Source organism: Tessaracoccus oleiagri, from assembly GCF_900103275.1.
Lineage (GTDB): Bacteria > Actinomycetota > Actinomycetes > Propionibacteriales > Propionibacteriaceae > Arachnia > Arachnia oleiagri.
Genome location: NZ_FNGP01000005.1, coordinates 23704 through 38123, shown reverse-complemented (window position 1 = coordinate 38123; position 14420 = coordinate 23704). Strand labels below are relative to the sequence as shown.

Annotated in this window: 14 protein-coding genes; 2 read left to right on the top strand and 12 right to left on the bottom strand. The window is 69.6% G+C overall.

Annotated elements, in window-relative coordinates; genetic code table 11:
• Window positions 1–26 precede the first annotated feature (26 nt).
• Window positions 27–416: a hypothetical protein gene (locus tag BLR46_RS12435; RefSeq protein WP_093252790.1), complete on the top strand. Its 390-nt coding sequence runs from the start codon at window positions 27–29 to the stop codon at window positions 414–416.
• Here the strand turns inward: BLR46_RS12435 and BLR46_RS12430 are convergent.
• The 3 genes from BLR46_RS12430 to BLR46_RS12420 form a co-directional block, all read right to left on the bottom strand.
• A complete protein-coding gene (locus BLR46_RS12430; protein WP_093252788.1) occupies window positions 413–1741 on the bottom strand; it encodes a uracil-xanthine permease family protein in 1329 nt (442 codons plus the stop codon). The genes BLR46_RS12435 and BLR46_RS12430 overlap by 4 nt on opposite strands.
• Before the next feature lie 99 nt (window positions 1742–1840).
• Entirely contained in the window at window positions 1841–3157 is a 1317-nt protein-coding gene (hisS, locus tag BLR46_RS12425; protein WP_093252786.1) for a histidine--tRNA ligase, read from the bottom strand.
• On the bottom strand, window positions 3157–3840 hold the full coding sequence (locus tag BLR46_RS12420) for an MBL fold metallo-hydrolase (RefSeq protein ID WP_093252783.1): 684 nt from the start codon (window positions 3838–3840) through the stop codon (window positions 3157–3159). Before BLR46_RS12420 ends, hisS begins: the two co-directional genes overlap by 1 nt.
• A 30-nt stretch (window positions 3841–3870) precedes the next feature.
• Here BLR46_RS12420 and BLR46_RS12415 point away from each other — a divergent pair, with 30 nt between their 5' ends.
• Entirely contained in the window at window positions 3871–5115 is a 1245-nt protein-coding gene (locus BLR46_RS12415; RefSeq protein ID WP_093252781.1) for a DUF349 domain-containing protein, read from the top strand.
• A gap of 43 nt (window positions 5116–5158) precedes the next feature.
• Here the strand turns inward: BLR46_RS12415 and BLR46_RS12410 are convergent, their stop codons facing one another.
• The 9 genes from BLR46_RS12410 to ruvC all read right to left on the bottom strand — a co-directional run bounded on the left by BLR46_RS12410 (window position 5159) and on the right by ruvC (window position 14403).
• Window positions 5159–7408, bottom strand: coding sequence for a RelA/SpoT family protein (locus BLR46_RS12410; RefSeq protein WP_093252779.1), 2250 nt, complete (start codon window positions 7406–7408; stop codon window positions 5159–5161).
• A 38-nt stretch (window positions 7409–7446) separates the two neighbouring features.
• On the bottom strand, window positions 7447–8505 hold the full coding sequence (locus BLR46_RS12405; protein WP_093252777.1) for a potassium channel family protein: 1059 nt from the start codon (window positions 8503–8505) through the stop codon (window positions 7447–7449).
• Between the two features lies 1 nt (window position 8506).
• Window positions 8507–9031 (bottom strand): adenine phosphoribosyltransferase, encoded by a 525-nt coding sequence (locus tag BLR46_RS12400; RefSeq protein ID WP_093252775.1) that lies wholly within the window; start codon window positions 9029–9031, stop codon window positions 8507–8509.
• Complete coding sequence (gene secF, locus BLR46_RS12395) at window positions 9028–10146, bottom strand: protein translocase subunit SecF (RefSeq protein ID WP_093252772.1); 1119 nt, start codon at window positions 10144–10146, stop codon at window positions 9028–9030. Before secF ends, BLR46_RS12400 begins: the two co-directional genes overlap by 4 nt.
• Window positions 10146–11618 carry a protein translocase subunit SecD gene (gene secD, locus BLR46_RS12390; protein WP_093253262.1) on the bottom strand — a complete coding sequence of 491 codons (1473 nt, stop codon included), beginning with the start codon at window positions 11616–11618 and terminating at the stop codon, window positions 10146–10148. Before secD ends, secF begins: the two co-directional genes overlap by 1 nt.
• 92 nt (window positions 11619–11710) lie before the next feature.
• Entirely contained in the window at window positions 11711–12166 is a 456-nt protein-coding gene (gene yajC / locus BLR46_RS12385) for a preprotein translocase subunit YajC (protein WP_093252769.1), read from the bottom strand.
• A gap of 55 nt (window positions 12167–12221) precedes the next feature.
• Window positions 12222–13286: a Holliday junction branch migration DNA helicase RuvB gene (ruvB, locus tag BLR46_RS12380; RefSeq protein WP_093252767.1), complete on the bottom strand. Its 1065-nt coding sequence runs from the start codon at window positions 13284–13286 to the stop codon at window positions 12222–12224.
• Window positions 13283–13897 (bottom strand): Holliday junction branch migration protein RuvA, encoded by a 615-nt coding sequence (gene ruvA, locus BLR46_RS12375; RefSeq protein WP_093252765.1) that lies wholly within the window; start codon window positions 13895–13897, stop codon window positions 13283–13285. Before ruvA ends, ruvB begins: the two co-directional genes overlap by 4 nt.
• Window positions 13897–14403, bottom strand: coding sequence for a crossover junction endodeoxyribonuclease RuvC (gene ruvC / locus BLR46_RS12370; RefSeq protein WP_218118472.1), 507 nt, complete (start codon window positions 14401–14403; stop codon window positions 13897–13899). The genes ruvA and ruvC overlap by 1 nt, the downstream gene beginning before the upstream one ends.
• Between the last annotated feature and the right edge of the window lie 17 nt (window positions 14404–14420).

Genomic DNA, 14420 nt, shown 5'->3' with positions numbered 1-14420 from the left:
CGCGGCGGGTCATCTACTGTGGCCCCATGGCCCTGCCCGCGATGCCCCACCCACACCTGATCGTGCTCCGCAGCACCGCGACGATCGTCCTCAGCGCACTCATCGCGCAGGCCGGCTGGGCGTCCGCCTTCCTCGGCGGAGAGCCGCGCTACCTGCGCCACCACCAGGTGGGCGCGCTGGTGACACTCGCGGTCTGCGTCGCCTCTGCGCTGGTGTACCTCCTGCTCCGGCGCTCGGCCGGGCCGGTCAACGTCGTCCTCGCGGTGCTCGTCGCGGTGCTGGCGGGCGTCCAGTACGCGCTCGGGGAGGCCTCCGCCGTCGCGGTCCACATCTTCCTGGGGATCCTGCTGGCGATGACGGGCACCGCGTTGACGTCGTGGACCTACCGGCACCGGATGCCGGTCGATTCCCCCTAGCGGCCGTCGACCGGGTCGCCGCCGAGCGGTCCGACAGCCGGAATGGGGCCGCCGTCGTCGGCGCCCGTGCGTCGCCAGCGGGCGATCAGGTTGCCGAGGTGGTAGATCAGGAGCGCAGCCGCGGCGCCCAGCACGATGGCGCCGAGCTGGAAGTCGCCCCACGCCACGTTGAAGCCGGCGATCGCGATCACCAGGGAGACTGCGCCGGTGTACTGGTTCACCGGCCGGGAGAAGTCGACCCGGTTGTCCACCCAGATCTTGATGCCGATGATGCCGATCAGCCCGTAGAGCGCCGTGGTGACTCCGCCGAGGACGCCCGCCGGGATGGAGTTGAAGAGGGCACCCACCTTCGGCGACATCGCGAGCAGGATCGCCGTCAGCCCGGCCACCCAGTAGGCGGCGGTCGAGTACACGCGCGTTGCCGCCATCACGCCGATGTTCTCGCCGTAGGTGGTGGTGCCGGAGCCGCCGAAGAAGCCCGCCAGCGTGGTGGCGGCGCCGTCGGCGATGAGGGCCCGCCCGGTCTGGCGGTTGACCGACGCGTCGGTCATGGTGGCGACGGCGCGGACGTGGCCGACGTTCTCCGCGATCAGGACCAACACCACCGGGAGGAACATCGCGATGACGCTCCAGGTGCCGGGGGACGCGAAGTCGGCGACGTGGAACTCGGGCAGCCCGACCCAGGCGGCGTTGCGCACCGCGGTGTAGTCGACCTCGCCCCGCACCACGGCCACGAGGTAACCGACAACGACGGCCAGGAAGATCGCGATGCGGCCGAGGAAGCCGCGGAACCAGACGCTGAAGAGGATGACGGACACGAGCGTCACCGTGGCGGTGAAGGGCGCCACCTCGTAGCTGCTCCACGCGACCGGCGCGAGGTTGAACCCGATCAGCGCGACGATGGCGCCGGCCACCACCGGCGGCATGAACCGGTCCACCCATTCGACGCCCACGAACTGCACCACGAAGCCGACCGCGGCCAGGAGGAGGCCCACCGCGACAATGCCAGCCAGCGCCGAACCCATCCCGCCGGAGGCGGTGGCCGCGGTGACCGGGGCGATGAAGGCGAACGATGAGCCGAGGTAGCTGGGCAGCTTGTTGCGTGTGACCACGAGGAACAGCAGCGTTCCGAGCCCCGAGAAGAGCAGCGTCGTGGCGACGGGGAATCCGGTCAGCACCGGTACGAGGAAGGTGGCGCCGAACATCGCGACGACGTGCTGGACGCCGATCGCCACCGTGGCGCCCCAGCCGAGGCGCTCGTCGGGGGCCACCACCCTCCCGGGTTCTACGGTGCGGCCGTTGCCGTGCAGGGTCCAGATGGGCATGCGAACTCCGTTGCTGGTTGGTGCGATCGGCGTCACGATAGCGGGAGCCGACGCACGCCGGAGCGTCGCCCCCGGAAGATGAACGCTACGGGCGGGGCGTCACTGGCCGGCGACGACCTGTGGTAGGCGATCGGCTTCCGGCGGCAACCACGACGAGGCGTCCGCGTGGACCTGCTCCCCCGAGCGGATGTCCTTGACGGAGTCCTCACCGAACCACACGTACGGGATGCCGCGTCGCTCGGCGAACCGGATCTGCTTGCCGAACTTGTCCGCCTTGGGCGCCACCTCGACGGCGATGCCGCGGGACCGCAGTCGGGCGGCGACGGCGATGGCCGCCTCCCGGCGATCCTCGCTGTCCACCGCGACCAGCACCGCGGACGGGACGCTGCGCGTCGCCGTGATCCGGCCCTTGGCGATCAGCGGCGCCAGGATGCGGGTGATGCCGAACGAGTAACCGACGCCGGGGAAGGTCACCTTGCCGTCCGAGGCGAGCGAGTCGTAGCGACCGCCCGACGCCACCGAGCCCAGCCTCTCCGAACCGTCCAGGAAGGTCTCGTAGACCGTGCCGGTGTAGTAGTCGAGGCCGCGCGCGATCTTCAGGTCCGCGACGACGTGCTCCGAGCCCGCGACACGCACCAGTTGCGCAAGCTCGGCCAGTCCCTGCTCCAGCAGGTCGTGCTCCACGCCGAGGGCGCGGACCTCGTCGACGAAGGACTCGTCGCTGCCCGAGATCCCGGCCAGCGCGACGCACCGCTGCGCGACCGACGCCTCCAGCCCCAGCTCATCCGTGAGGAGGTCGCGGACCGCGTCGGGCCCGATCTTGTCGTACTTGTCGACGCGCTGCAGGACGGCGGACGGCTCGTCGATGCCGAGGCCGCGGTAGAAGCCCTCGGAGAGCTTGCGGTTGTTGACGTGGATGGTCGCGGTCGGCAGGCCGAGCTCGTCGTGCAGCCGGGAGAACACGTCGAGTGCGACGAGCGGGATCTCCACATCGTGGTGCGCGGCGAGGGCGTCCTGTCCGACGATGTCGATGTCGGCCTGCAGGAACTCGCGATACCGACCCTCCTGCGGCCGCTCCCCGCGCCACACCTTCTGCACCTGGTAGCGGCGGAACGGGAAGGCGAGATGGCCGGCGTGCTCGAGCACGTAGCGCGCGAACGGGACGGTCAGGTCGAAGTGGAGCCCCAGCTCGGCGGTGTCGTCGTCCGCGGCGTGCAGCCGCTGGACGACGTAGATCTCCTTCTCGATCTCGCCCTTGCGCGCGAGTTGCTCGAGCGGCTCCACCGCACGGGTCTCGATCGACGCGAAGCCGTGGAGCTCGAACGTCTCGCGGACGATGTCCAGCACACGCTGTTCGACGATCCGCCCGGCGGGCAGGAATTCCGGGAACCCGGACAGGGGTTTGGGGCGCGCCATCAGTCCACCTCGAGGAAGCTGTCTTGCAGGTAGGGGTTGCCGGCGAGTTCGGCGTCGAGCGTGGTCTCCGCGCCGTGGCCCGGCAGGAGGGTGAGTGCGCCGTCGAAGCCGGCCTTGATGCGGCGAAGGGACTCGCGCATCTCGGTCATGCTACCGCCGGGGAAGTCGGTGCGCCCAATGGTGCCGGCGAAGAGCACGTCGCCCGTGAACACCACGCGCTGGTCGCCCGCGGTCACGTCCAGGACGGTGGAGCCCTTCGTGTGCCCCGGGGCGAGCATCGTGCGCACCCGGAAGCCGCCGATCTCCTGTTCCTCCGCCAAAGTGACGAGGTCGCGGACCGGCGGCAGTTCGTCGGTGCCGCCGAGCATCTGCGGCAGGAACTTCGCCGAGTTGGGGCTGAGGGCCAGGCCCGGGCGGGTGAGCAGCGGCTGGTCCGGCTCCGACAGCCACAGCGGCACCTCGTAGCGTTCGGCGAGCTTGTGGGCGTCGCCGACGTGGTCGATGTGGCCGTGGGTGCCGACGAGCGCCACCGGCGTCAGACCCAGGCGATCGATCTCCGCGACCACCGATTCCTCGCCCAGCAGGCCGGGGTCGACGACGATGCAGTCCGTCGCGCGATCGTGCTGGCGCACCAGGTAACAATTCGCTTGCCACGGTGAGACGGTCAGTCGGTGAATGAGCACAACAGCACCCTATCCATATAGATTGTGCGCATGAGCGAAGCACAAGCGCCCGCGGACTTCGGACGTGTCGACGACGACGGCACCGTCTACGTCCGCGTTGGTGACACCGAACGAAGCGTCGGCCAGATCCCCGACTCCACCCCCGAAGAAGCCCTCGCCTTCTACGTGCGCCGGTACGAGAACCTCGCCGCCGAGGTCCAACTGCTGGAGTCGCGTGTCAAGGCCCAGGCCATGAGCCCCGAAGAGGCCAAGCAGGCCATCCGGACCGCCAAGACGAATGTGGCCGAGGCGAACGCCGTCGGCAACCTCCCCGCACTGACCGAGCGCCTCGAAGCGCTGGAGGGCGAGCTGCCCGCGCAGATCGAGGCTCGCAAGGCCGCCCGCGCGGAGGCGAACGCGGCCGCCGTCGCCGCCAAGGAGGCGATGGTCCAGGAGGCCGAGACGCTCGCCGCCGGTGAGGACTGGCGTGGCGGGGTCGACCGGTTCCGGCAGCTTCTCGAGGAGTGGAAGCAGCTGCCGCGCGTCGACCGCGCGACCGACAACGAGCTCTGGCACCGGTTCAGCTCCGCCCGTACCACGTACACCCGCCGTCGCAAGGCGCACTTCGCGCAGCTCAACACCCAGCGTGACGAGGCGAAGGCCATCAAGGAACAGATCATCGCCGAGGCGGAACCGCTGGCGACGTCCACCGACTGGGGCGCCACCTCGGGGGCCTTCCGGGACCTGATGGCCCGGTGGAAGGCCGCCGGATCCGCGCGCCGTGCGGAGGACGACGCGCTGTGGGCCCGCTTCCGCGCGATCCAGGACCAGTTCTTCAACGCCCGCTCCGAGGCGCAGAACGCGGTCGAGGGCGAGCAGGGCGAGAACCTCACCAGGAAGAACGAACTGGTGGCCCAGGCGGAGTCCGACCTGCAGGGCGTCACCGACGTCGAGCAGGCCAAGGCCATCCACCGCGACTTCCTGGCCAAGTTCTCCGAGATCGGCCACGTCCCTCGCGGCGCGATGCGCGACATGGACGCCCGCGTCCGCCGGCTCGCCGAGAAGGTCGCCGCGCTGGAGGCCGAGGAGTGGCGTCGCACGGACCCCGAGGCGCGCAAGCGGGCCGAGGACACCGTCGCGCTGTTCGAGGGGCAGGTCTCCAAGCTGCGCGACGAACTCGCCGCCGCCGAGGAGAAGGGCGACGCCCGCAAGGTGAAGGACGCCAAGAAGTCGCTCGAGACCTACGAGTCGTGGCTCGCGCAGGCGCGCGAGACCCTGGCGGAGTTCCGGGCCTGACGACCCGCTGGCGCGCGGCCGGCTCCCCCGGCCGCGTCGCGCGCTAGCCCTGGGCCCTGTAGACGTCGAACACGCCGGGGACGCGCCGGACCTGGTTGATCACGTGCTGCAGGTGCGTCGGATCGGCGGCCTCGAACGAGATCTTGCCGTTGAACTCCTTGTCCCGGTTGGTGTTGATCGCGGCCGAGACGATGTCGATGTGCTGCTGCGACAGGATCGTCGAGATGTCGGACAGCAGGGCTGCGCGATCCATGCCCGTGATCTGCAGCGTCACCGAGAACCTCGCGTTCGGGTCCGCATCCCAGGCCACGTCGACGATCCGCTCGGGCTGCTCCAGCAGGGCCGGGACGTTGCTGCAGGTGCGGAGGTGGACGCTGACGCCGTCACCCTTGGTCACGAAGCCCACGATGTCGTCGCCCGGCAACGGGTTGCAGCACTTCGCGAACTTGGCGACCACGGAGTCGTCGCCGCTCACCAGGACCTGCGACGTGGCGGACGTCTTCGGGCCCTTGCGCGAGAAAGCGATGTCCTCGGTGACCGTGTCGATCGTCTCGTCCTCACCGCCGTGCAGGGAGACGAGCTTGTTGACCACGTGCTGGGCGCCCAGGTGCCCCTCGCCGATCGACGAGTAGAGGGTGGGCACGTCCTTCTGGCTGAGCTCGTGGGCGACCGCCGTCAGGTTCTCGAGGTTGAGCAGTCGCTGCAGCGGGACGCCGTGGCGTCGAAGCTCCTTGGCGAGGATCTCCTTGCCCTGCTCGATCGCCTCGTCGCGACGCTCGCGCGAGAAGTACTGGCGGATCTTCTGCTTGGCGCGCGAGGTGACGACGAAGCTCAGCCAGTCGCGGCTGGGGCCCCCCTCGTCGGTCTTCGCGGTCAGGATCTCCACCTTGTCGCCCTGCTGGAGCTTCGTGCTGAGCGAGACGAGGCGCCCGTTGACGCGGGCCCCGATGCAGCGGTAGCCGACCTCGGTGTGGACCGAGAACGCGAAGTCCACCGGGGTGGCGCCCACCGGCAGCGCAGTGACCTCGCCTTTGGGCGTGAACACGAAGATCTCGTCGGAGTTGATCTCGAACAGCACCGAGTCGAGGAACTCCGACGGGTCGTCGGCCTCCTTGCTCATCACGCCGAGCTGGTGCATCGCCCGCAGGCCGGCCTCCTCGGGGGTGATCCCCTCCCGGAGGTTCTGCTTGTACTTCCAGTGCGCCGCGACGCCGTACTCGGCCTTGCGGTGCATCTCGTGGGTGCGGATCTGCAGTTCCACGGGCTCCTTGTTGGCCCCGAGGACCGTGGTGTGCAGCGACTGGTACAGGTTGAACTTCGGGTTGGCGATGTAGTCCTTGAACCGTCCCGGGATCGGCTTCCAGGCCGCATGGGCGACGCCGAGCACCGCGTAGCAGTCGCGGACGTCGTCGACGAGCACGCGCAGGCCGATGAGGTCGTAGATGTCGCGGAAGTCGCGGCCGCGCACCATCATCTTCTGGTAGATCGAGTAGTAGTGCTTCGGCCGCCCGTACACCGTCGCGGTGATCTTCGCCTCAGCCAGCAGCTTCTGGAACTGGGCGATGAGCTCGCGGAGCGTCGCTTCGCGTTCGGGGGCCGCCTCCTGCACCATCTGGGCGATCTCGTCGTAGAACTTGGGCTCGATCACCTGGAAGCTCAGGTCCTCGAGCTCCCACTTGATGGTGTTCATGCCGAGGCGGTGCGCCAGCGGTGCGAAGATGTTCAGCGTCTCGGTAGCGATGCGGATCTGCTTGTCGGGGCGCAGCGACCCGAGCGTGCGCATGTTGTGCAGCCGGTCCGCGAGCTTGATCACGAGCACCCGCACCTCTTCCGAGGTGGCCATGATCATCTTGCGGATGGTCTCGGCCTTCGCCGTCTCGCCGTAGGTCAACTTGTCCAGCTTGGTGACGCCGTCGACCATGCGGGCGACCTCGTCACTGAACTCCTGCCGCACCTGCTCGAGCGTGTAGGCGGTGTCCTCGACGGTGTCGTGCAGCAGCGCCGCGACGATCACCGGCTCCGTCATGCCGAGTTCGGCGAGGATGGTGGCGACCGCGAGCGGGTGCGTGATGTACGGGTCGCCCGACTTGCGGGTCTGGTCGCCGTGGTACTGCTCGGCCGTGCGGTAGGCGCGCTCGATGACCTCGAGGTCGGCCTTCGGGTGGTTGGCCCTGACGATGGAGAAGAGGGGATCCAGCACGGCCGACTTCGGCCGGACCGAACCGAGGCGGGCGAGCCTCTGGCGCATCCGCTGCCACGGTTGCTGCTGTTCGACTACCTCACGGGTGTCCATGGGCACCTCCCTTCCTCATCTGGCGCCCAAGTCTACGCTCAGTCGACGAGCGGCTGCATCGTCTGCGGATCCGCGGGCGCCGCCCGCCGGACGACGATCAGCTGGTCGCCGGTCTCGATCCGGGCCACAGTCGAGTCGTAGAAGCGCCGCAGCGTGTCGTTGCGGATCACGCCGATGACGCGCTCCCCCACGACGGCCGACGGTGACTGGCCGACCTCGGTCGGGAGCGCCTGCCGCTGGTGCACCTCCAGCCCCTCGCCGCCTGTGAGCATGTCCTGGATGATGGCGCCCAGGTCCGGTCCGATGGCCGTGAGGCCCAGGAGCCGGCCGACGGTCTCGGAACTGGTCACGACGCTGGTGGCGCCCGACTGCTTGACCAACGGGACGTTCTGGTGCTCCCGCACCGCGACCACCACGTTGGCGTTCGGGTTCAGCTGACGCACGGTGAGCGTGGTGAGGATCGCGGCGTCGTCGCGGTCGAGGCTGATGACGATCTCGCGCGCCTTCGGCACCTCGGCGCGCCTGAGCAGGTCGCGGCGCGTCGCGTCCCCGAGGAAGGCGGCGAGGCCGTCGAAGTTCGCGTCGGCGATCGCGCTCTCCTTGCTGTCGATGACGACGATCGACTCGGGGGCCTCGCCCTGGCGCCGCAGCGTGTTGACCGCCGACCGGCCCTTGGTGCCGTAGCCGATGACGACGATGTGGTTGCGCATTTTCTTCCTCCAGCGGGAGTCGCGGATGGACCGGCTGCCCTCGTTGGCGAGCACTTCGATGGTGGTACCGACGAGCAGCACCAGGAAGCCGATGCGCAAGGGCGTGATCAGGATGGCGTTCAGCAGCCTGGCGTGCGGGGCTACCGGCGTGATGTCGCCGTAGCCGGTGGTGGTGACCGTGACCGTCGAGTAGTACAGGGCGTCGATGAAGCTGACCCCGTCGCCCACGTTGTCCGAGTAGGCGTCGCCGTCGAGGTAGACGATCAGCGTGCTCGCCAGCAGGATCAGCATGGCGAGCACTGCCCTGCGGGTGAGCTCCCGGAACGGCGACTCCACGATCCGCGGCAGGCTCACCAGCGTCAGGGTGTTCTCCCGGAGCTTGGCCATGTCAGGACCGTACCAGCGACGTCACCCGGTGGATGCCGCGCGCCGCGAGGAGCTCGCGCCCCTTCAGGAACTCCAGCTCGAGGACGACCGCGACGTGCACCAACTCGGCGCCCATCTGCGACAGCAGCCCGGCCGTGGCGCCGACCGTGCCGCCGGTGGCGAGCACGTCGTCGATCACGAGCACTCGCGCCCCCGGGTCGATGGCGTTGCGGTGCACCGTCAGGGTCTCGGAGCCGTACTCGAGGTCGAAGGCCTGCGAGTAGACATCTCCGGGGAGCTTCCCCGGCTTGCGGACCGGGACGAAGCCCGCGCCGAGTTCGAGCGCGACGGGAGCGGCGAACATGAAGCCGCGCGCCTCCATCCCGACGACGACGTCGATACCCTCCGGGGCCGCGGCTGCCAGCAGGTCCACGGCCATCCGGAAGTGCGACGCCGACGCGAGCAACGGCGTGATGTCCTTGAACACCACCCCCGGCTTCGGGAAGTCGGGGACGTCGACGATCATGTCGGCGAGGGACTGGTTCATCGCCCGCCCTTGCGATCGGCCCGGCTGGTGTGGGTCCGGCGCTGCTGCCGGGGCAGCGGGGCGACGGGCACGTCAGCCACGGCGGTGGTCGTGGTGGTGCCGGCCGCGTGGTGACCCTGGGCGCGGTACTCGGCCCGCGCGCGACGCTTCTCCATCTCGGCCCGGTGGGCCACCATCTCGGGCGTGCGCTCCTTGAACCAGGCGAGCAGCGGCGTGGCGATCACGATGGACGACACGGCGCCGGCGATCATGCCGACGAGCAGCGCGAGGCCGAGGTCCTTGAGCGGGTTGCTGTTGCCCACGACACCGGCGATGAACATGGCCAGCACCGGCAGGACGCCGATGACGGTCGTGTTCACCGACCGCACCAGGACCTGGTTGATCGCCAGGTTGGCCTGCTGCGAGTAGGTCTTGTTCGTCTCCGCGAGGTCCTTCGTGTTCTCGCGCACCTTGTCGAACACCACCACGGTGTCGTACAGCGAGTAGCCGAGCACGGTCAGGATGCCGATCAACGTCGACGGTGTGACCGTGAAGCCCACGATCGCGTAGACGCCGAGGGTGACGACCATGTCGTGGGCGAGGGCGATGATCGCCGCGACGGACATGCGCCAGTCGCGGAAGTAGACGGCGATCAGGCCCATCACGAGGACGATGAACACGGCCACGGCGACCGCGGCGTCGCGGGAGATCTTGGCCCCCCAGGAGCCGCCGATGGTGTTGTAGGTGACCTCGTCGGTGGATGTCCCGACGAGCTCCGCAATGTCCGTACGCGTCTGGGTGATCTCCTGCGGGGTCAGCGAGCGCGTCTGGATGCGCACCGCGGAGTCGCCGATGGAGAACACCTGCGCGTCCAGCTCCGGCACTGTGAACTCGTCGGTGGCGCTCCGGATCTCCTCCACGGTCCCCGCCTGCACGGCGACGGGCGCCTGGAAGTCCGTGCCCCCGAGGAACTCGATGCCCAGCGAGAGTTGCCTGACCATCAGGACCAGCAGCGAGAGGACCACCAGGCCGCCCGTGATGGCGAACCACAGCTTGCGGTTGGCCATGAAGTCGTAGCTGAGCTTGCCCGTGTACAGGCGGTGCGCGATGCCTTCGCGTTCCTCCGTCTGGGTCATCATGCCTCCTTCCGGCGGACGCGACGGCCGAGCAGCTGCTGCCGCGACACACCCATGTGATCGGCGCTGAGGCCGGAGAGCTTGTGACCCTCGCCGAAGAACTTCGTCCGGGCGAGCAGCGAGACCATCGGCTTCGTGAACCAGAACACCACGGCGAGGTCGATCAGGGTGGTGAGGCCCAGCGCGAACGCGAAGCCCTGCACACCGCCCACCGCGAGCACGTACAGGACGAACGCCGAGAGCAGGGACACCGCGTCGGCGATCAGGATGGTGCCGCGCGCCTTCCTCCAGCCGCTCTCCACGGACGACCGCAGGCTGCGCCCCTCGCGGATCTCGTCGCGGATGCGCTCGAAGTAGATGATGAACGAGTCCGCCGTGACGGCGATGCCGACGATCGCGCCCGCGATCGCGGGCAAGCTGAGCGTGAACCCCACCCCGGAGCCGAGCAGGACCATCGACGCGTACGTCATGCCCGCCGCCACGACGAGCGAGCCGAGCACCACGAGGCCCAGGCCGCGGTAGTAGATCAGCGCGTAGACCGCGACGATCGCGAGCCCGAGGAGGCCGGCGATCACGCCCACTCGCAGCTGCTCGCCGCCCAGCGTCGGGGAGACGCTCTCCACCTGTGAGGGCTCGAAGTCCAGCGGGAGCGAGCCGAACCGCAGCACATTGGCCAGGCCCTCCGCCTCATCGGGCGTGAACTGGCCCGTGATCTGCGCCTGGCCGGTGGGGATCGCCGCCTGCACGGTGGCAGCGGAGCGCACCTTCCCGTCCAGGACGATCGCGAACATGTTCGTGGGCTCCGGCTTGGACACGAGCGCCCCGGTGAGCGCGCCGAAGCGCTGGGCGCCGGTGCTGTCGAAGTCGAGCGTGACCGCCCAGCTCAGCTCGCCCTGCGGGATGCCTGCCGTGGAGTCCTCCACCGACTGCCCCTGCACGCCGACCGGGCCCAGCAGGTACTTGTAGACGCCCGCCTCGTCGCACACGACCTGCGCCTGGTCCATGGCCTGGGCCGGGGGCTCGTCGCACTGGTACTCCTGCAGGAGCTGGTAGTCCTCCTGCGTGGGCTGGTAGGCCAGCACCTCGTCGACGTCGAGCAGCACGCCCTTGCCGCCCTCGGGCCGGGGCAGCGGCGGCACGTCGGCCGTGCCCTCGTCGACCGGCGGAGTGGCGCCGACGACCTGCAGCACGGGCCGGAACTCGAGTTGCGCGGTGGCGCCGACGAGTTCCACGAGATCGTCGCGGCCGATGTTCGGGGCGGAGACGATGATGTTGCGGTCGCCCATGGTGGTGACCGACGCCTCGCCGACGCCGAGCCCGTCGACGCGTTGCTGGATGATGCTCACCGCGAGCGCCAGCGACTCCGCGTCGACCGTGGGGTTGGTGGCGGTGAGCGTGATGGTCATGCCGCCCTGGAGGTCGAGGCCCAGCTTGGGGGCCCAGGTCCGCGCGGTCGCCATCAGCGTGAACATGAGGGCGATGAGCACGGCTAGCGCCAGGAGTACGAGACCCGGACGCGAGCGGTTGGAAGATCTGGTGGCCACAGCAGAGTTACCTGCGGCCCTCAGCGCTTGTCGGTGTCGGTGTCGGGCCGATTCGGGTCGTCGATGACGGGCCCGTCCGTGCGGGGCTCGTCGCTGACGACGTCGTCGCGCGCGGGCTCGTCGAACATCGCGCGGAGCTCCTCGTCGGTCGCGACCGGGGCGTCCTGGACGTCGGCGTCGGCGTCGGTGACCACGGGGGCGTCGTCGAACTCGAACTCCTCCTCGTCGGCGGTTACCGCACGGGAGACGTGGCCCTTCAGCACCGTGACCTCGACACCGGGTGCGAGTTCGACGATGAACTGCCGCTCACCGGCGTGGACGATCGTCGCGAAGACGCCCGAGGTCAGCAGCACACGGGATCCCGGGGCGAGGCTGTCCACCATCTGCTGGTGTTCCTTCATCCGCTTCTGCTGCGGACGGATCATGAGGAAGTACATGATCGCGCCGAAGACGACGATCATCAGAATGATATCCATTGGAACTTACTTTCCGTGGCTTACAGATTTGTCGGCTTGGGGCGCAAGCCACCGCTCAGAATAGCCGACTCCGGTCGGTTCGTTGGGACTCGCCGGCGTCGAACAGCGACGTCTCGGTGCCCGCCGGGGCGGTCAGCCCCAGGTGGGCGTAGCCGGCGGCCGTCGCGACGCGCCCGCGGGGGGTGCGCATCATGAGGCCCTCGCGGATCAGGAAGGGCTCGGCCACCTCGGCGATGGTGTCGATCTCCTCACCGACGCTCAGCGCCAGGGTGGAGAGGCCGACGGGGCCGCCGCCGAACTTCCTGATCAGCGAGTCGAGGACCGAGCGGTCGAGTCGGTCGAGCCCGCGCTCGTCGACCTCGTAGAGCTCCAGGGCCGCCCTCGCCACTCCCCTGCTCAGCCTGGGGTGGCCCTTGACCTGGCCGAAGTCGCGCACGCGCCGCAGCAGCCGGTTGGCGATGCGCGGGGTGCCGCGGCTCCGCGAGGCGATCTCATGGGCGGCGTTGGTGGCGAGGTCGACGCCGAGCTTGCCCGCCGACGACGTCACGATGCCCGCCAGGTCGGCTTCGGCGTAGAAGTCGAGCTGGGCGGTGAAGCCGAACCGGTCCCGCAGCGGTCCGGGCAGCAGCCCGGCCCGCGTGGTGGCGCCGACCAGCGTGAACTGGGGCAGGTCGATGGGGATCGCGGTCGCACCCGGGCCCTTGCCGACGACCACGTCGACGCGGAAGTCCTCCATGGCGAGGTAGAGCATCTCCTCCGCCGGCTTGGAGAGCCGGTGGATCTCGTCGATGAACAGCACCTCGTGCTCGTCGAGTCCGGAGAGGATCGCCGCGAGGTCGCCGGCGTGCTGGATGGCCGGCCCGGAGGTGATCCGCAGGTTGACCTGCAGCTCGTTGGCGATGATCATCGCCAACGTCGTCTTGCCCAGCCCGGGCGGCCCGGAGAGCAGCACGTGGTCGGGAGCCGTGCCGCGGTGCCGGGCGGCGTCCAGCACGAGCGCCAGCTGCTCCCGGACTCGGGGCTGCCCCTCGAACTCGGCGAGGGCCCTGGGACGGAGCGCCGACTCGAAGTCGCGCTCCTCGATCGTGGCGTCCGGGTCCACCGGCGACTGGTCCGTCATCGCTTCGCCAGCGCAGACAGGGCGGCGCGCATGAGCTTGCCGATGCCGATGCCGGGATCCTCCTCGGCCAGCGGAGCCACGGCGTCACAGGCCTTCTCCGCCTCCTTGGTGGACCAGCCGAGGCCCTCCAACCCCTCGACGAGTTGGCCGCGCCACAACTGCTCGGCGGTCGCCGGCTGCGGCGCGTCGCCGTCGGAGCCGGCGTCGGCAAGGAGGAGGACCTTGTCCTTCAGTTCGAGGATGATCTTCTGCGCACCCTTGGGGCCGATGCCCGGCACGGTGGTGAGCCGTCGGACGTCCTCCGCGCTGATGACCCGGCGCAGTTCGCCGGGGCTGAACACGCTGAGCATCGCCGCGGCGACCTTCGGCCCCACCCCCGAGGCCGTCTGCATGAGCTCGAACGCATCTCGTTCCTCGGGCGTGCCGAAGCCCCACATCGTGAGGGAGTCCTCGCGCACCACAAGGCTGGTGTGCACCGTCATCCGGTCGCCGATGCGGAGGGTGGCTGCCGTGCCGGCGATGGTGTTGGCCCGGTACCCGACGCCGGCGACGTCGATGACGAACCACGTCGCGCCGGCCGCGACGACGGTGCCCGTCAACTGTGCGATCATCACTTCCCTTTCAGCGCGGCCACGGCGGCCGCATATCTGTTGGTCCTCGGGCCCCGCCAGGCGTGCGTCACGGCGATCGCGAGCGCGTCGGCCGCGTCCGCCGGCTTCGGAGGGCCCGCCAACCTGAGGATCCTGGTCACCATGAGGGTGACCTGCGCCTTGTCGGCGGTCCCCGAGCCCGTCACCGCGGCCTTCACCTCGCTTGGCGTGTGGTAGGCCACCTCCAGGCCGGCCCTCGCCCCGACGAGCGACGCGACACCGGCGGCCTGCATGGTGTCGGCCACCGAGTGCAGATTCTGCTGCGCGAAGACCCGCTCGATCGCCATCGCCTCGGGCCGGTACTCCTCGATCCAGCGCAGGAGCTCGGCCTCGATCGTGACCAGGCGATCGGGCGTGGAGCGCGAGGCCGGTGTTCGGATGACGCCGACGGCGACGAGGCTCGCCCGGCCGATCCTGGCGTCCACGACACCGACCCCACAGCGCGTGAGGCCCGGGTCGATGCCTATGACACGCACCCGCGCGC